The sequence below is a fragment of the Paraburkholderia sp. CHISQ3 genome (assembly GCF_030464945.1).
GTDB classification, from domain to species: Bacteria; Pseudomonadota; Gammaproteobacteria; order Burkholderiales; family Burkholderiaceae; genus Paraburkholderia; species Paraburkholderia megapolitana.
Map to the genome: position 1 here is coordinate 127,841 of NZ_JALPRG010000002.1, position 18,087 is coordinate 145,927.

Annotated in this window: 14 protein-coding genes; 8 read left to right on the forward strand and 6 right to left on the reverse strand. The window is 63.0% G+C overall.

Annotated features, from left to right (window positions below):
• The first annotated feature begins 40 nt into the window (after positions 1-40).
• From M0D65_RS04230 to M0D65_RS04250, 5 genes are all read left to right on the forward strand, one after another.
• Entirely contained in the window at positions 41-1,090 is a 1,050-nt protein-coding gene (locus tag M0D65_RS04230) for a LacI family DNA-binding transcriptional regulator (protein WP_266251371.1), read from the forward strand.
• On the forward strand, positions 1,087-2,349 hold the full coding sequence (locus M0D65_RS04235) for a glucarate dehydratase family protein (protein ID WP_266251372.1): 1,263 nt from the start codon (positions 1,087-1,089) through the stop codon (positions 2,347-2,349). Before M0D65_RS04230 ends, M0D65_RS04235 begins: the two co-directional genes overlap by 4 nt.
• Before the next feature lie 56 nt (positions 2,350-2,405).
• Positions 2,406-3,290: a 2-hydroxy-3-oxopropionate reductase gene (locus M0D65_RS04240; RefSeq protein WP_266251373.1), complete on the forward strand. Its 885-nt coding sequence runs from the start codon at positions 2,406-2,408 to the stop codon at positions 3,288-3,290.
• 231 nt (positions 3,291-3,521) lie between these two features.
• Complete coding sequence (gene kdgD, locus M0D65_RS04245; protein WP_091019983.1) at positions 3,522-4,433, forward strand: 5-dehydro-4-deoxyglucarate dehydratase; 912 nt, start codon at positions 3,522-3,524, stop codon at positions 4,431-4,433.
• 80 nt (positions 4,434-4,513) lie between these two features.
• The gene (locus M0D65_RS04250; RefSeq protein ID WP_266251375.1) at positions 4,514-6,124 is read left to right on the forward strand and encodes an aldehyde dehydrogenase (NADP(+)); all 1,611 of its coding nucleotides are present in this window, start codon (positions 4,514-4,516) and stop codon (positions 6,122-6,124) included.
• Between the two features lie 142 nt (positions 6,125-6,266).
• Here the strand turns inward: M0D65_RS04250 and M0D65_RS04255 are convergent, their stop codons facing one another.
• Entirely contained in the window at positions 6,267-7,019 is a 753-nt protein-coding gene (locus M0D65_RS04255) for a FadR/GntR family transcriptional regulator (protein ID WP_091019979.1), read from the reverse strand.
• A 396-nt stretch (positions 7,020-7,415) separates the two neighbouring features.
• Between M0D65_RS04255 and M0D65_RS04260 the strand changes: the two genes are divergently transcribed.
• Together M0D65_RS04260 and gudD are read left to right on the forward strand one after the other, a co-directional pair.
• Entirely contained in the window at positions 7,416-8,720 is a 1,305-nt protein-coding gene (locus tag M0D65_RS04260; protein ID WP_266252023.1) for an MFS transporter, read from the forward strand.
• 43 nt (positions 8,721-8,763) lie between these two features.
• Entirely contained in the window at positions 8,764-10,113 is a 1,350-nt protein-coding gene (gene gudD, locus M0D65_RS04265; protein WP_091019975.1) for a glucarate dehydratase, read from the forward strand.
• 151 nt (positions 10,114-10,264) lie between these two features.
• Here the strand turns inward: gudD and M0D65_RS04270 are convergent, their stop codons facing one another.
• The 3 genes from M0D65_RS04270 to M0D65_RS04280 all read right to left on the reverse strand — a co-directional run bounded on the left by M0D65_RS04270 (position 10,265) and on the right by M0D65_RS04280 (position 12,959).
• The gene (locus M0D65_RS04270) at positions 10,265-10,729 is read right to left on the reverse strand and encodes a DUF2214 family protein (protein ID WP_091019973.1); all 465 of its coding nucleotides are present in this window, start codon (positions 10,727-10,729) and stop codon (positions 10,265-10,267) included.
• A 22-nt stretch (positions 10,730-10,751) separates the two neighbouring features.
• On the reverse strand, positions 10,752-11,663 hold the full coding sequence (locus M0D65_RS04275; RefSeq protein WP_266251376.1) for a hypothetical protein: 912 nt from the start codon (positions 11,661-11,663) through the stop codon (positions 10,752-10,754).
• Positions 11,664-11,894: 231 nt separating this feature from the next.
• Positions 11,895-12,959: a glycosyltransferase family 4 protein gene (locus tag M0D65_RS04280; protein ID WP_266251377.1), complete on the reverse strand. Its 1,065-nt coding sequence runs from the start codon at positions 12,957-12,959 to the stop codon at positions 11,895-11,897.
• A gap of 744 nt (positions 12,960-13,703) precedes the next feature.
• Here M0D65_RS04280 and M0D65_RS04285 point away from each other — a divergent pair.
• Positions 13,704-15,539, forward strand: a complete 1,836-nt coding sequence (locus tag M0D65_RS04285) for an ABC transporter ATP-binding protein (protein WP_091019966.1) — start codon at positions 13,704-13,706, stop codon at positions 15,537-15,539.
• An 87-nt stretch (positions 15,540-15,626) separates the two neighbouring features.
• Here M0D65_RS04285 and otsA read toward each other — a convergent pair whose 3' ends face one another.
• Together otsA and otsB are read right to left on the reverse strand one after the other, a co-directional pair.
• Positions 15,627-17,063, reverse strand: a complete 1,437-nt coding sequence (otsA, locus tag M0D65_RS04290; RefSeq protein ID WP_266251378.1) for an alpha,alpha-trehalose-phosphate synthase (UDP-forming) — start codon at positions 17,061-17,063, stop codon at positions 15,627-15,629.
• A 55-nt stretch (positions 17,064-17,118) separates the two neighbouring features.
• Entirely contained in the window at positions 17,119-17,868 is a 750-nt protein-coding gene (otsB, locus tag M0D65_RS04295; protein ID WP_091019961.1) for a trehalose-phosphatase, read from the reverse strand.
• Between the last annotated feature and the right edge of the window lie 219 nt (positions 17,869-18,087).

An 18,087-nucleotide genomic window follows, 5' to 3' on the forward strand; every position in this document is an offset into this window, starting at 1 on the left:
ACTATTTGCAATATCGTTAGAAAACGTTATCCTTCCAACGATGAAAAGAACCTCTTCTACGATCCGCGACGTCGCCGCTGCCGCCGGTGTGTCGGTGGCGACGGTTTCGAAATACATGAACGGCGTGCAGCGTTTCTCGCCCGCCGTCGAAGCGCGACTGAAGGCGGCGATCGAGCAGCTCGGCTATCGCTCGAACCCGCTCGCGCGCTCGATGATCACCGGCGAAACCCGCGCCATCGGCCTCGCGGTGCTCGACATCCGCAATCCGCACTTCACGAACATCGTCAAAGGTGCGAACCGCGTAGCAATCGAGCACGGCTACACGCTGCTGCTCGTCGATACCGAAGAAAACCAGACACGCGAGCGACCGCTCATCGAAGCACTGGCACAACGTGTGGACGGTTTGATCGTGAGTTCGCGGATACCGGACGACTCCGTGCAATGGATGCTCGATCTGCACAAGCCGATCGTCCTGTTCGGCAGCAATCGTCACTTTCCAATTCCGTGTGTCGGCACCGACAGTTATCTCGCAGCCTACATGCTGACGCGCCATCTCGTGAACCAGGGACATCGGCGTTTCGCCTATCTCGGCTTCGGGCAATCGCGCTGGAACGACGAGCGGATTCGCGGCATGCAAAGCTGCCTCGCTGAGCACGGTCTTATCGCCGCACTTTACGAAGGCCATACACCGTCGCCGCAGGCCGGCGAACGTGCGTGTTCGTCGATCATGCTCGGACCGGAGCGCCCCGATGCGCTCATCTGCTACAACGATCTGATCGCGCTCGGCTTCATGAAGGAAGCGCGTGCGCTCGGTTTCGCATTGCCTGAAGACATCTCCGTTGCGGGCTTCGACAACGTGCCGTATGGCGAGTACACGTCGCCGGCACTGACCACGGTCGATCTGCAGAGCGAGAAACTCGGCGAACTGGCGATGCACAAGCTGATCGACGCGCTGGCCGGCAAAAGCGATGTCGGCTATTCGCCGCTCGAACCGCGCCTCGTCGCGCGCGACTCTACGATACGTCGCGCCGCTTCCGGCGATACGACACCTGCCCTCACGACACAAACCAAACACGGAGACAGCCGATGAAAATCGCCGCAGTCCGTATTACCCCGATCGCGGTCAGCGATTCGCCACTGCTCAATGCGAGCGGCGTGCACGAGCCTTACGCACTGCGCTCGATCATCGAAGTCGAGGCGGATAACGGACTTGTCGGCCTTGGAGAAACGTATGGCGACAAACCGGTGCTGGACAGCCTCACACGTGTAAAAGACAGCCTGACGGGCCTGAGCCCGTTCGACCTGAATGGACTGTGGCAACGCGTCCACGCAGCGGGGAGATCGGCGGTGCGCGGCGTCGAACTCGACGTATCGCCGGGATCGCAGGCAAGCCACGCGGACCAGAAAATTTTCGGCGCGTTCGAGGTCGCCTTTCTCGATCTCCAGGCGCGCTCGCTTGGTATTCCCGTGCATGAGCTGCTCGGTGGTGCCGTGCGTCGGCAGGTGCCGTTTTCAGCGTATCTGTTCTTCAAGTTCGCGAGCGATGTCGATCCGTCTTATCGGCCGGACACATGGGGCGAGACGCTCGATGAAGCACAGCTCGTGACGCAGGCGCGCACGATGATCGACCGGCATGGCTTCGGCAGTATCAAGCTGAAAGCCGGTGCGCTCGAGCCGGAACATGAAGTGGCGTGCCTGAAGGCACTCAAGCGCGCGTTTCCCAATCACCCGCTGCGTATCGATCCGAACGCGAACTGGTCGCTCGATACCGCGATCCGTATGGCCGGGCAGTTGCAGGGCGACCTCGAATACTACGAAGACCCGACACCAGGACTCGAAGGGATGGCCGCGTTACACAAGGCAACCGGCTTGCCGCTCGCAACCAACATGGTCGTCACGAACCTGACCGAATTTCGTCGCAACATCGCCTTGAACGGCGTGCAGATCGTGCTGTCCGACCATCATTACTGGGGCGGTTTGCGCGCCACCCAGACGCTCGCGGCAATGTGCGATACGTTCGGTCTCGGCCTGTCGATGCATTCGAATTCGCATCTCGGCATCAGCCTGATGGCGATGTCACACCTCGCGGCGGCCGTGCCGAATCTGACCTACGCGTGCGACACGCACTATCCGTGGCAGAACGAGGAGGTCATCAAGGGCGGCAAAGTGGCGATTACCGGCGGCTGCGTGACCGTGACCGATGAACCGGGCCTTGGCGTCGAGCTGGACCACGATGCGCTCGGTGCGCTGCACGAGCAATATCTGCGCTGCGGTCTCGTGAATCGCGACGACGCGACGCAGATGCGCAAACTTCGCCCCGACTGGTCACTGCGCAGGCCGCGCTTCTAGCAGCTCGGCCCGGTTGCCCTACTTCACACAACCTCATATCCGCACGGAAGACAATCATGGCAAAGATCGGTTTTATCGGACTCGGCATCATGGGCGCCCCCATGGCGCGCAATCTGCAGGCGGGCGGCCACACGCTGTTTGTTTACAAGCGCAATGGCGCGCTGCCGACGGAACTCGCCGATGGTGGCGCAACGCCGTGCAGTTCGCCGAAGGATGTCGCCCAGCAGGCCGACATCGTGATCACGATGCTGCCCGATACGCCCGACGTCGAAGCTGTGCTGTTCGGCACCGACGGCGTCGCGCACGGTTTGAGTAAGGGCAAGACGGTGATCGACATGAGTTCGATTGCGCCGCTGCAGACCAAGGCGTTCGCGGAAAAGATCGCTGCGCTCGGTTGTGATTATCTCGATGCGCCCGTGTCGGGCGGCGAGGTCGGCGCGAAGGCTGCGTCGCTGACGATCATGGTCGGCGGCAGCGACGCCGCGTTCGCCCGCGTGAAGCCGCTGTTCGAACTGATGGGCAAGAACATCACGCTCGTCGGCGACGTCGGTGCGGGGCAGACCTGCAAGGTCGCCAACCAGATCATCGTGGCGCTGACGATCGAAGCGGTCGGCGAAGCGCTGCTGTTCGCTTCGAAGGCCGGTGCGGATCCGGCGCGCGTGCGCGAAGCGCTGATGGGCGGCTTCGCGTCGTCGCGGATACTCGAAGTCCACGGCGAACGGATGATCAAGCGCACGTTCAACCCCGGCTTCCGGATCGATCTGCATCGCAAGGACCTCGGGCTCGCACTGGAAGGCGCGAAGGCGCTCGGTGTGCCGCTGCCGAACACCGCCACGTGCCAGCAACTGTTCACGCTGTGCAGCGCGCACGACGCGGGCCAACTCGACCATTCGGCGCTGGTCAAAGCGCTCGAAATCATGGCGAACCACACGGTCGCCTAGACTGCGTCAGCAGTAGACATACGACGTCCTGATTCAGCCTCCTCCCTCGCTGCACGCGCCATAAAAGCCGCGCACACCTATGGTGCGCGGCCCTCTCCTTACAAATGCCTCCTCTTGCCAAGACTGCATTGCCGTCCTTTCGACGATGATGTACGATGACTGACGTTTTGAAATAATCTCTCATCTTTCACCGTCCCCGCTCCTGCTGGAGCGCGCAACACGCGAGCCGCCATGACGCCTCAAGAACTGAAACAAACCCTTTCCTCTGGCCTTCTGTCGTTCCCGGTCACCGATTTCGACAAGAACGGCGATTTCGCGCCCCGCACCTATATCGAACGTCTTGAATGGCTGGCGCCTTACGGCGCGAGCGCCCTCTTCGCGGCGGGCGGCACGGGGGAATTCTTCTCGCTGGTACCGGGCGAATTCACCGACGTCGTTCGTACAGCGGTCGAGACCTGCCGCGGCAAGGTGCCGATTCTCGCCGGCGCCGGCGGCCCGACGCGTACCGCGATCGCCTTTGCGAAGGAAGCCGAGCGGGTCGGCGCGCAAGGCATATTGCTGCTGCCGCACTACCTGACCGAAGCGTCGCAGGACGGCGTAGCGGCTCATGTCGAAGCGGTCTGCAAGGCGGTATCGATTGGTGTCGTGGTGTATAACCGCGGCGCCTGCAAGCTGCAGCCGGAAGCGCTCGAACGGCTCGCCGAGCGCTGCCCGAACCTGATCGGCTTCAAGGATGGCCTCGGTGATATCGAACTGATGGTGTCGATCCGCCGCCGTCTCGGCGATCGCTTCACGTACCTCGGCGGTCTGCCTACTGCCGAAGTCTATGCAGCCGCGTACAAGGCGCTCGGCGTGCCGGTGTATTCGTCGGCGGTGTTCAACTTCATTCCAAAGACGGCTGTCGAGTTTTACCGCGCCGTCGTCGAGGACGATCACGAAACGACCGGCCGTCTGCTCGATCAGTTCTTCCTGCCGTATCTGCAGATCCGCAATCGCCGCGCGGGCTACGCGGTCAGCATCGTGAAGGCGGGTGCGCGTCTTGTCGGCCGCGATGCCGGCCCGGTGCGTGCGCCGCTCACCGATCTCAACGAAGACGAATGCGCGCAACTCGATGCGCTGATCAAGGCGCTGGGACCGCAATAACTTTGCGACAACTTCGCTTCGCGATGACCCGTTGATAACCGACAGTCATCGCGAGCCAATGCATTCCACGAGGACTACCCATGTCTAATCCGTCGTCCGGATGGCCGACCGGCGAAATGCTGATCGGCGGCTCGGCTGTGCGTGGCAGCGGTGCGCCGCTGCAGGCACTGAACCCGGCCACCGATGCTCCCATCGATACCCCCACGTTCAACAACGGAACGCGCGAAGATGTTGCGCGCGCCTGTGAACTCGCGGCCGCCGCATTCGATACATACCGTGCAGCGCCGCTCGAATCGCGCGCACGTTTTCTCGAAGCGATCGCCGATGGCATTGCCGCACTCGGCGACGCGTTGATCGAACGCGCGCATGCCGAAAGCGGCTTGCCGAAAGCTCGACTCGAGGGCGAGCGCGGTCGCACGATTGGTCAGTTGCGGCTGTTTGCTGGACTCGTGCGCGATGGTCGCTGGCTCGATGCCACGCTCGATTCCGCGCAACCCGAACGCAAGCCGCTGCCGCGCGCCGATCTGCGCAAGCAGAACGTGCCGCTCGGGCCGGTGGCGGTATTCGGTGCGAGCAATTTCCCGCTGGCGTTTTCGGTGGCGGGCGGCGATACCGCGTCCGCCCTGGCCGCCGGTTGTCCGGTCGTCGTCAAGGCGCACCGCGCCCATCTCGGCACATCGGAACTGGTCGGTCGTGTCGTGCAGCAGGCAGTCGCGCAATGTGGCTTGCCCGAAGGCGTGTTCTCGCTAATCGTCGGTGCGGGCAGCGAAGTCGGTGAAGCGCTCGTCGCGCATCCGGCGATCAAGGCCGTCGGCTTCACCGGTTCGCGCCACGGCGGTTTGTCGCTGGTGCGCACGGCGGCTGCGCGCGCGGAGCCGATTCCGGTATATGCGGAAATGAGCAGCATCAATCCGTTCTTCGCGTTGCCCGCGGCACTGGCATCGCGGGGCGATGCGATTGCACGCGGCTTTGTGGATTCGCTCTCGCTCGGCGCCGGACAGTTCTGCACGAACCCGGGCCTCGTCGTGGCACTGGCCGGCGACGCGCTCGATGCGTTCATCGCAGCGGCACATCATGCACTCGCCGACAAACCCGCGCAAACGATGCTCACCGCCGGCATCTACTCGGCGTATCGCAGCGGCGTCGAACAGCTCGGTGCGCTCGACGGCCTCGCATTAGCCGGCGAAGGTCCGGCAGCCGGCGGACCGAACCAGGCACGCGGCGCGCTGTTCGTTTGCGATGCGGAAACGTTCCTCTCGACGTCCGCGCTCGAAGACGAAGTATTCGGCCCGGTGTCGACAGTCATTCGTTGCCGCGACGAAGCGACGCTGCTGCGCGTGGCCGAACATCTGCAAGGACAACTCACCGCGACACTGCATCTCGATGCCGCCAACGCATCCGATACCGCGCTCGCACGCCGTTTGCTGCCGGTGCTCGAACGCAAGGCGGGCCGGATTCTCGCGAACGGATATCCGACCGGTGTCGAGGTGTGTCATGCGATGGTGCACGGCGGGCCGTTTCCGGCCACGTCGGATAGCCGTGCGACGTCGGTGGGATCGAGCGCGATTGAGCGCTTTCTGCGTCCGGTCTGCTATCAGGATCTGCCTGCCGAACTGCTGCCCGAGACGTTGCGCGACGGCAATCCGTTGCAGCTCTGGCGGCTCAGCGACGGCACATTCGCGCAGCGATAGTTTGCGACCGGGTGGGAAGTGGCTGAATGTCGGCGGTATGCGCTTCGCGTACCACCGGTTCAAGATATGCGCAAAAGAGAGTATGACGTCAGACGAGATGACTAAGCGCCATACGACGCAAGGAAGCGCGGCGAACTACCGCTCAGCCAGCCTGCCCCGTCCCTTCTGCTTCTTCGTTGGCGCGCCGCAAGCGCTCGCGGCTCTTCGTCAGATGCGTGCGCATCGCAGCACGCGCCGCTTCCGGATCGTGTCGCGCGATCGCTTCATAGATGTCTTCATGCTCGTGATTGAGCCGCGCCATGTAGCGATCGAGATCGTCGCCGGCGATGCCCGCGGAATTGACGCGCGCCCGCGGAATGAGCGTCGCGCCGAGCTGCGACATGATCTCGACGAAATAGCGGTTGCCGGTCACGCGTGCGATCTGCAGATGGAACTGATAGTCGGGCGCGACCGTATCGACACCCGCGTGCGCCGCTACCGCGATGGCATCGAGCGCGCGCCGCAATCCGACCAGATCCTCTGCAGTAGCGCGCTGCGCAGCGAGACTCGCGCATTCGCTCTCGAGGCTGATCCGCACTTCGAGGATCGCGAGCACATCGCGAATCGTGGTGATCGTCGCCGGGTCGATACCGACCGAACTGTGCACACGGTCCAGCACGAAACTGCCGATGCCGTGTCGCGTTTCGACGAGACCGCTCGCCTGCATACGCGAAATCGCCTCGCGTACGACGGTGCGGCTCACCCCCTGCGCGACCATCACTTCGGTCTCGGTCGGCAGCTTGTCGCCGGGGCGCAGGGCGCCCGCCTGGATTTGCGCAGAGAGCGCATCGACGACGTCTTGCGCGAGGCTACGCATGCGACGACGCGGCGCAACAGGAAGAGTAGGCACGGACATGGCGGCGTTCGTTGATCGTGAGGGTTTACATGGGCTTTGAGCGAACAACTGCGATTCATTATACTGCGTCAGATGTCATCTGATGACTGATGATTTACCCGTGAATCCGCCTACGGATTCGTCCGCGGCGCAGCGCCGTGCGGCCTGCAACGCAATTTCCTGCGTCTCCAGGTACTCGCGCCACCCCGGCCACCATGCACCGTCTGCACTGTCGCGCATCTTGAAGGAGACACCCGGTGCCCTGCCCCGGCACCGGTATCTATCGCCATGACCGAACTGAACCAGCGCGTGGGCACGACCTCCCCGCAAGACCCCGTCGCCCGCGAACGCGCCAACGATACGACCACCGCAGCACCGACAGGACGTGCGACGAAGGTCCGTTATCTGATCGTGTTGATGCTGCTCGTCGTGACCACGCTGAACTACGCAGACCGCGCGACGCTGTCGATTACCGGCACAGCGATGCAACACGATCTCGGTCTGTCGCCGGTCATGATGGGCTACATTTTCTCGGCCTTTGCGTGGTCGTATGTGATCGCGCAATTGCCGGGCGGCTGGCTGCTCGATCGCTTCGGCTCGAAACGCACCTACGCGGTCAGCATCTTCGCGTGGTCGCTGCTGACGATGATGCAAGGCTGGGTGGTCGGCCTCGCCGTCGGCACGGCGATCGCCGCGCTGTTCGTGCTGCGCTTTCTGGTCGGTATCGCAGAAGCGCCTGCATTTCCCGGCAACAGCCGGATCGTCTCGGCGTGGTTCCCGACCGCGGAACGCGGCACCGCCGCCGCCATCTTTAACGCGTCGCAATACTTCGCGACCGTGGTGTTCGCTCCGCTGATGGGCTGGATCACGCACGCATTCGGCTGGCCGCATGTGTTCACGGTGATGGGCGTGCTCGGCATCCTGATCACTGGCGTGTGGATGAAAACCGTCTACGCGCCAAAGGAACATCCGCGCGCGAACCAGCAGGAAATTCGCTACATCGAAGCGGGCGGCGGTCTCGTGGATCTCGACCAGCCGCGCAGTGCGCACGGCGGTGTGGCGGCACCAGTGGTGCGTCAGGTCAGGACCGTCGCGTGCGTGAAGGAAATGCTCAGGAGCCGCATGCTGCTCGGCGTGTTCATCGGCCAGTACTGCATCACGACGCTCACCTACTTCTTTCTCACGTGGTTTCCGATCTACCTCGTTCAGGAGCGGCACATGTCGATCCTGAAGGCCGGTTTTCTAGCAGCGATTCCGGCGATCTGCGGTTTTCTCGGCGGCGTACTCGGCGGTGTGATCTCCGACGCGCTGCTGCGTCGCGGCTACTCGGCGACCTTCGCACGCAAGGCGCCGATCGTCGCAGGCATGCTGCTGTCGACCTGCATGATTGCGTGCAACTATGTCGACACGCAGTGGATCGTCGTCGCTATCATGGCGCTCGCGTTTTTTGGCAAAGGTGTTGGCGCGCTCGGCTGGGCCGTCGTCGCGGATACTGCACCGAAACAGGCCGGCGGTCTGTGCGGCGCGCTCTTCAACACATTCGGCAACGCAGCCGGTATCACGACGCCGATCGTGATCGGCTACCTCGTGCAAGGCACCGGCTCGTTCGCGGCGGCATTGGTTTTCGTCGGTGCGAATGCGCTGGTTGCGATCGCGTGCTATCTGTTCGTGGTCGGCGAGATCAAGCGGGTCGAACTGAAAGACTCGCTCATCGTCGCCTGATCTCCACTGCCCTGGTTTTTTCTTTTCTCGCTCACCGATCATCATGAACGCAACCGTCTCAAGCCACTCCACCGACACCCCGAAGGTCACGGAACTGCAGGTCATTCCGGTCGCCGGCCGCGACAGCATGCTGCTGAATCTGAGCGGCGCGCACGGACCGTTTTTCACGCGCAACATCGTGATCCTCAAGGACAGCGCGGGACGCACCGGTGTCGGCGAAGTGCCGGGCGGCGAAAAGATCCGCCAGACCATCGACGATGCGCGACCGCTCGTCGTCGGCCAGTCGATCGGGCGCTTCAACAACGTGCTGAACACCGTGCGCAAACAGTTCGCCGATCGCGATGCGGGCGGACGCGGCCTGCAGACTTTCGATCTGCGCACGACGATCCACGCGGTGACCGCGCTCGAAGCCGCGCTGCTCGATCTGCTGGGCCAGCATCTCGATGTGCCGGTCGCGGCGCTGCTTGGCGAAGGGCAGCAGCGCGAGCGTGTGGAGATGCTCGGTTATCTGTTCTACGTCGGCGATCGCAAGAAAACCGACCTGCCCTACGCGGACGGCACTGCGGACGACGACTGGACGCGACTGCGCACCGAAGCTGCGTTGTCGCCGGAAGCCGTCGTGCGGCTCGCGGAAGCGGCGCACGCGCGTTACGGCTTCAACGATTTCAAGCTGAAGGGCGGCGTGTTCGCGGGCGATGCGGAAATCGAAGCCGTGACCGCGCTAGCCGAACACTTCCCGGATGCCCGCATTACGCTCGATCCGAACGGTGCATGGTCGCTCGCGGAAGCGATCCGTCTGTGCCGCGACCAGCACGATGTGCTGGCCTATGCGGAAGATCCCTGCGGTGCGGAGAACGGCTACTCGGGGCGTGAGGTGATGGCCGAATTCCGGCGCGCGACGGGTCTGAGGACGGCGACCAACATGATCGCCACCGACTGGCGCCAGATGGGTCACGCAATCCAGCTGCAGTCAGTGGATATTCCGCTCGCCGACCCGCACTTCTGGACGATGCAGGGCTCGGTGCGCGTCGCGCAGATGTGCAACGAATGGGGGCTCACATGGGGCTCGCATTCGAACAATCACTTCGACATATCGCTTGCGATGTTCACGCATGTCGCCGCAGCGGCGCCGGGCAAGATCACCGCGATCGATACGCACTGGATCTGGCAGGACGGTCAGCGGCTTACGCGCGAACCGTTGAAGATCGTCGGTGGAATGGTTGCGGTGCCGCCGCGCGGTGGACTCGGCGTCGAGCTCGACATGGATGAGGTTGCAAAGGCACATGAGCTCTACAAGCAGCATGGCCTCGGCTCACGCGACGACGGCGTTGCGATGCAATACCTGATTCCGAACTGGACGTTCGATAACAAGCGGCCTTGTCTTGTGCGTTGAGGGGGACAGCGGCGAATACTTGATTGAGCGCTGTACGCCAGGCGAGGCGGTAAGCCGGCATGCGCCCAGCGCTCAATGCAAGCTCGGCGCGGGATCGTCGTGTGTGGCCCGTCGTTCTTCCTGATCGACGGGCTCGGCGAGATCGGTGAAATTAAACCGCGTTGTCCGGCAACCCGATTCCGCGCGCCATCCCCGTTGCGGCAAACACCATCAGTACCAGCAACACGAGCTGCACCACGCCGATACCGGCGTAGCGCCGGGCCCGCCCGAGATCGGGCTCCACGCCTTTCTTCAACGCGATACGCCAGCGAATCAGACCGATCATCGGCGCAATTTCGAGCAGCAGGATCAGAACCAGCGCGCCCATCTTCAGATGAAACAGCGGCTCGTGCAGATAGTAGTCGGCGCCCTTTTCGTAACCGCCGAACGCCCGCATCGCGCCGGTGACGATCAGCACCACAGCCGAAACAGCCCAGCCGTTATCGGCATGAAAAACCGCCGGTAACCCAGCCGATGTCGAACAGTGCCGCAGCGCGACGCTGCGTCTGAGAATCGACACGAGTGCAAAACCGTAAGCCAGCAGATGAATAGCGGCAAGCAACCAGCGAATCAGCATGGCGACTCCTGTGAAGGCCAGCCTAAACGGTCTGGCTCAACGTCGTGTCGAGCGCTCGCGCGGCGGTACGGTCGCCTTCGGTGGCGAGCGGCGTGCGAAACACCCGCTGGCGATTATGTCCCGCCGCAGCCGGCGAGTTCCATAGCAGTTCGATCTTCGGTCGGCGGCCCCAGCGGGCGGCGCCTGATCTTGCGGGCGTCACCGGTGCCGCATGGCGCAGCGCAGCGGCAGGCGTAGGCGCGTCCGCTTCGATCGGTGTAGAAGGTTCGCTGGAGACGGCGGCATCGGCCGGCGCCGCGGCACTACCGGCAACGCCGGCACTACCTGCCGACACACCACCCGTAACGCCGGCAAGCCAGCGCACCGACAATTCACGTGCATCGTACTGACCGAGCTTGCGGCTCTCGGCCCAAACGATCACGGTACGCGTCACCACATCGAGCGCAACCGCATAGCGGCCGATCGCAAAACGCCGCGCCGCGATATTGGTTCGCCACAACGGACGCGGCCGGCAGATCCACAGCACGGCGGCATACAGCGCCGGCGCGGCAACGAGCCAGCCGTTGGTCGCGGCGACGGTATTGAGCGTGCGCCGCCAGCCGGCGGTCAGCACGAAAGCTCCGATTGACCAGAGCGCAAAAACGAAACCGAGCAGCGCGAAGAACCGCAGCGCCTGGCGCAGCCACTGCGGCAACGGATGAAACGGCCGCTCGGCCTGCGCGCGTGCGCCGGGCAGAAAGATCAGCAGGAACAGGAACACGAGATTGATGCACGCCCAGGGCGACGAGGCCATCCCCGACAGCGCGGCAAAGATGTCCATCTGCGCCATCGAAAACAGCCAGCGAGCCAGAATCACGAGACCGATGGCGCGCAGCGCGAAGAGCGTACCGGCGCCAGGCGCCGCGTTCGCACGCGTCTCTTTCGTTCTCGCCAAAGCATCCTCCTGTATCGTCGGCGGCACCGCCGGTTTGCGGCACGGCCATTATAGGGACTATGTGCCGAAGGCTCACGGTTAGCGCGCGCGAAACGGCACTTTCACGGAGCACGGTGTGGTTTCCTGGCGATATCCGCGGCGCGCATACAACAACGCCCCGCATGCTTGACGCATGCGGGGCGTTGCGAACGGCTATTCAGGTATGCGAGCGCCCGGGAGCGCGCGCCAGTCTCAACCGGCGTTAACTTCGCGCAGCACCGTACGGCGCTTGCGGCGCAGCAGTTCTTCGTAGGCGGCGACGTAGTTCTTCGCCATCACCTTCGACGAGAAACGCGCTTCGAATGCCTTGCGAACGGTCTCGCGCGGCAGCGTGTGCAGGCGCTTGACGGCAGCAACTGCGCTGATTTCGTCTTCGACGACAAAACCGGACACGCCGTTTTCGATCACTTCCGGCACCGAACCGCGCTTGAACGCGATGACCGGCGTACCGCATGCCATTGCTTCGATCATCACCAGACCGAAGGGCTCCGGCCAGTCGATCGGGAACAGCAGCGCGTGTGCATTACCGAGGAACTCGGTCTTTTCCGCTTCGCTGATTTCGCCGATGTACTCGACGTGCGGCAGCGACATCAGCGGCTTGATGATTTCTTCGTAGTAGGCGCGATCGGCCTTGTCGAGCTTCGCAGCAACCTTGATCGGCATACCGGCCTGTTCGGCGATACGGATGGCCGTGTCGAGGCGCTTTTCCGGCGAGATACGGCCGAGGAATGCGAGGTAGCTGGGCTTGACGTCCGGAATCGGCTTGAGCAGGTTTTCCGGCAGACCGTGATACACGGTCGACAGCCAGTGCGCCTGTTGCAGCGGCGAGCGCTGGTTGTCCGAAATCGATACGACCGGCACGTCGTTGAACGTGTTGAAGATCGGTTGCAGTTCCGGCAGGTCGAGACGGCCGTGCAGCGTCGTCAGATGCGGCGTCGGCTGGCGCGAGAACAGCGAGAACGGGTAATAGTCGATGTGAAAATGCAGCACGTCGAATTCGTCCGCGCGACGGCGCACTTCTTCGAGCAGCAGCATGTGCGGCGCCATCGTGTCACGGATGGTCGGGTCGAGGCGCAGCGCCTGCGGCCAGAATGCTTCGAGTTTCGCCGAGGTCTGCGAATCGCCGCTGGCAAACAGCGTCACATCGTGTCCCTGTTCGACGAGCGCTTCGGTCAGGTATGACACTACCCGTTCCGTGCCGCCATACAACTTGGGCGGAACTGCCTCGTGTAAGGGAGCGATTTGAGCGATTCGCATAATGGAGAACTCCTCGTAAAAAATCAGGCAAAAAAGTACTGCGGTTGGTAAAAGCGATTCGTTTGCTCGCTACGGCGGTACGGCCGAAGAAAACCGGCCTGGCCTGTTTTTTTCGAGAAATCCTGCGACGGATCGCTTGCAAGGACACCCACACTGGTCGTCGTCTGCCAGCTTGCCCATCCGGCGTAAACGCGTCGGATGAACGATCGTTGACAGATCGTCAGAAAAATCCCAGAGGGCTGACCGAAGGCGCATTATCCGCGCCCGACACCTGTGGTAGTGCACAACATTTCAAAAACTTTACGTTGTTACAAAGGCGAAACATTTTGCAAACCCTTGTTTTGCAAGACAGTTTTACATTGAAGACTGGTTCGCTGCACTGCGGAACAAGTGCTTCGCCGCGCTGCCGCGTCACCCTGCTACCGTTTTAAACCGCCTGAGCGGCCGTCCGACGGCCCGCAAAGTAGCGACGATCAGGGGGTACGCTGAATGCAATCTGTAATTATATCGCGATTGTGTCTCGAAATAGCAGGCCGGGCGGTGAACCCGTGGGCAATCCGCGACTCGGAGGACAGAGACCTGCCTCATCGCCCTACCCTCGTTCTCGCATAGAGATGCAGTTGCAGCCACATTCCGCATGCGGAATAGCTTTTGCGTATTTACAATGCCGGAACATTCATCTGTGTTGCGAACGCATTGCGGCCTCGGCATCGCTAACCCGCCTCACACCAACCACACGAACAATTGGAACATTTGACTCCCGCACAGCGTAACGTCCACAACGCAAAGCTCGCGAGCTATGCGGACCGGCCGCTTGCGTTTCTCTTCCGCTTCATCCGCCGCCATCCGCTTGCGCACGCCATCGTGCTGTGCAGCGTGTTTGCCGCGGTCGGGTGTGCGCTCGCTTCGCAATACGCGATCAAGCATCTGATCGACGTGCTCGGCACCGGCCGTCATCATCCGGGGCCGCTGTGGACCGCGTTCGCGATCCTCGTCGGCCTGATCGCCGCGGACAACATGCTGTGGCGCGTCGGCGGCTGGGTCGCCGCGCATACGTTCGTGGCAGTGACTGGCGACTTGCGGCGCGATCTGTTCCAGTATCTGAGCGGCCATTCGCCGACCTACTACGCCGAGAAACAGCCCGGCATGCTGGCCAGCCGCATCACGGCCACATCGAACGCGGTCTACACGGCTGAGAACACCACCGCCTGGAACGTGTTGCCGCCGTGCATCGCCGTGTGCGGCGCGATCGTCATGATCACCGCTGTCAATCCATTGATGGCGGGCGGTCTGCTGCTGTGCTCGGCGATTCTGTCAGTGGTGCTGTACAAGCTGGCCGGGCGCGGTTCCGCGCGTCACCATCGCTTCGCGACGAAAGCGGCGTCGGTCGACGGCGAACTCGTCGACGTGATCAGCAACATGGGGCTCGTGCGCGCATTCGGCATGACCTTCCGCGAGCAGAAGCGCTTCGGCGCGACGGTGAAAGCGGAAATGGATGCGCGGCAGCAGAGCCTGCTGTACCTCGAAAAACTGCGCCTGCTGCATGCCGTGATCACGGCGCTGCTGTCGGCGGGGTTGCTTGGCTGGGCGCTGTGGCTGTGGGATCAGGGCAAGGCGACCTCGGGCGATATCGTGCTGGTCAGCTCGCTTGGCTTCACGATCCTGCACGGCACGCGCGACCTCGCCGTCGCGCTCGTCGACGTCACGCAGCACGTCGCGCGGCTCGCCGAGGCCGTGAAGACGCTGCTCGAGCCGCACGGCATGCCCGACCGGTCGGACGCCGGCGAACTCGTGCCGCAAGGCGGCCGCGTCGACTTCGAACGCGTGACCTTCGCCTATCCGCGCCGCCGGCCGATCCTCGACCATTTCGATCTGCATATCGAACCTGGCCAGCGTGTCGGGTTGATCGGCAAGTCGGGGGCCGGTAAATCGACCGTACTCGCGCTGCTGCAGCGCTTCTACGAAACCCAGGGCGGGCAGATCAAGATCGACGGCACGGATATCGCCGGGGTGACGCAGACGAGTCTGCGCCATGCCATGGCGCTGGTCCCGCAGGACATTTCTCTATTCCATCGCTCGGTGTTCGAGAACATCGCGTACGGCCGCCCCGAAGCTACCCGCGAAGAAGTCATTACCGCCGCACGCGAAGCGCGCTGCACGGATTTCATCGAAGCGATGCCGGACGGCTTCGATACGATCGTCGGCGACCGCGGCGTGAAGCTGTCGGGCGGTCAGCGCCAACGCATCGCGATCGCGCGCGCGATCCTGAAGAATGCGCCGATCCTGCTGCTCGACGAAGCCACCTCGGCACTCGACAGCGCATCCGAAGAAGCGATCCAGAAGGCGCTCGATCGTCTGATGGTCGGCCGTACCGTGATTGCTATCGCGCACCGGCTGTCGACGCTGCACAACTTCGACCGGATCATCGTGATGAGCACCGGCAAGGTGATCGACGACGGCACCCCCGAAGAACTGCGCAATCGCCCGGGGATTTATCGCGATCTGCTCACGAAGCAATATGGCAAGGGCACGACGCTGCACATCGGCGGCAAGAAGGTCGACGAACAGCACGTTGCTTGAGGGAAGTGCGATGGTGTAGCCGGGGCGTTCCGGCTACCGTTTAATCTGCTGCCGTAGCGGTTTCTATACCGTGCGCAGGACCGTCGATCAGCCCGCAGCCGTCGCAGGCCCAGCATCCGCACCCCGCCCCAACGCCGCATCGCCCGAGCGCTGCAGATCGCGCATGAAGTTATCGCGCCACACCGACACGTTGTTCTCCCGCAGTTGCACGATCATGTCCCGATGGCGCGCCTGTCGTTCTTCGAGCGGCATCGTTAGTGCGGCCGCCAGCGCGTCCGCCATCCCGTCGATATCCACCGGATTGACGATCAATGCGCCGTGCAACTCCTGCGCCGCGCCGGCAAATCGCGACAGCACCAGCACCCCGGGATTCTCCGGGTCCTGCGCCGATACATATTCCTTTGCGACGAGGTTCATGCCGTCGCGCAACGGTGTGACATAGCCGACATGCGCGGTACGAAACAACGCTGCCAGCACCGAGCGCTCGTACTGCCGATGGATATACAGGATCGGCGTCCAGTCCAGCTCCGCAAAGCGCCCATTGATCCGGCCCGACTCGCTCTCGAGCTGCAAGCGAATGTCCTGATAGGCGTGCAGATCGGCACGCGTCGGCGGTGCGATCTGCAGGAACGACACCTTGTTGCGTTGCGCCGGCGTCTGTTCGAGCAGCCGCTCGAACGCACGGAAACGCTCCACCAGTCCCTTCGAATAGTCGAGCCGGTCGACGCTCATGATCAGCTTGCGTGCGTGCAGCGTCGCCTTCATCGTGCGTACGGGCTTGCCGCGCTCGCCGGCTTTGGCGAGTTCCGCGATCTCGTCGGGATAGACGCCGATTGGGTAATCGGCGGCATATAACGTTCTGCCGAACGCGCGCACGACGGTTGGCCGGCCACGCGATGCTTCGACAGTTCCATCTGCCTCATTGACGATGTAATCGCAGAACGCACGCAGATCGGGGGCCGTCTGGAAGCCGAGCAGATCGAACGAACACAGCGCCTCGACCAGCGCGCGATGCGGCGGCACCGCCAGCAGTACCTGCGAAGCGGGAAACGGAATATGCAGGAAAAAGCCGATGCGATTCTTCACACCGGCTGAGCGCAACGCCTGGGCGAACGGGATCAGGTGATAGTCGTGCACCCAGATCACATCGTCGGGCCGCAGCAGCGGCACCAGTTGCTGCGCGAGCCACGCGTTCACGCGGCAGTAGCCTTCGAACTCGTGGCGGTCGTACTGCAGCAGATCCGCGCGATAGTGAAAGGCGGGCCACAGCGTCGCATTCGAAAAACCGCGGTAGTACTGGTCATAGTCGCGCCGCACGAGGCCGATCGTCGCGAACGTGACGGGTCCGCGTTCTTCGACCTTGATCTGCGGCTGCCCGGAGCTCAGCACGTCGCCGCTCCATCCGAACCACATGCCGCCGGTTTCCTTCAGCGCGTCGTACACGCCAACCGCGAGGCCGCCGGCCGCAGGACCGCCCTCCGAAATCGGCGCCACACGATTCGATACGATGATCAGTCGGCTCATGGCCTGCATGCTCCGTGCAAAAACAGTCCCATCACGTTCATTCGACTACGCTCATTCATGCACCGCGTGCCGCTGCGACAAGCGCAGCCAGCCACACATGCAGCGCGCGCACGGAGTCGACGCGGCTGTGTGCGATCGTGTCGCCGGCTCCAACCTTGATCGACACGCCACCGTATTCGTTGACGACGGCGAAACCCTTTTCGTCGGTCAGATCGTCGCCGACAAACACCGGACGACGTCCCGCGAACGGCGGTTCGTCGAGAAACGCGCGCAATGCGCGACCCTTGTCGACGTCCTTCGGTTTGATCTCGTAGACCATCTTGCCGGGTTGCAGCACGTACGTGTCCGGATAGTCGGCAACGAGACGGCCGGTGGCCTCGCGGGCAAGCGGCTCGCGATCCGGCGCATTACGGTAGTGCAACGCGATCGCGGCGCCCTTGATCTCCAGCAGCATGCCGGGGTTCTGGTTCACGACCTGCGCGAGCACCTGCTCCATGCGCAGCAGACGTTCGTCGTTAAAACCGATGCGCTGGGTATCGCCGTTCGCGTCGCGCCGCTCGGCGCCGTGCAGACCCGCGATCGGCAGATCGGGCATGCCGAGAAACGCGTCGATGCTGTCGATGCCGCGCCCCGACACGATCGCCACCGCGCCATGGGTCAGGCGCCGCAGTTCGGTGAGTAGCTCGAGGGTGTCGGGTTGCACGAGTACGCCGTCGGGTGTCGGCGCCAGTTCGACGAGCGTACCGTCGAAGTCGAAGAAGAATGCGGTCTCCGCAGGAGACAGAACAGCCGGAAGTGCTTGCATCGGTTTTATCTTGCCTCTCAGCTGGGTGCAGCCGGAAAAGTGTGCGCATCTTACCGCGCATCCGTTCATTTTTCGAGAAAGTCAGCCTGCGCGCAATGCCGGCGGGCGTTACAGGCCGATCGGGTCGGGCTACTTCGTTCAAAAGCAAAACGATCTGATTTCAATGTGCTTTCAGCGCTCTGCGGCATATTGCCTCGTCCGGCGCGGGCTCGCCCGGTT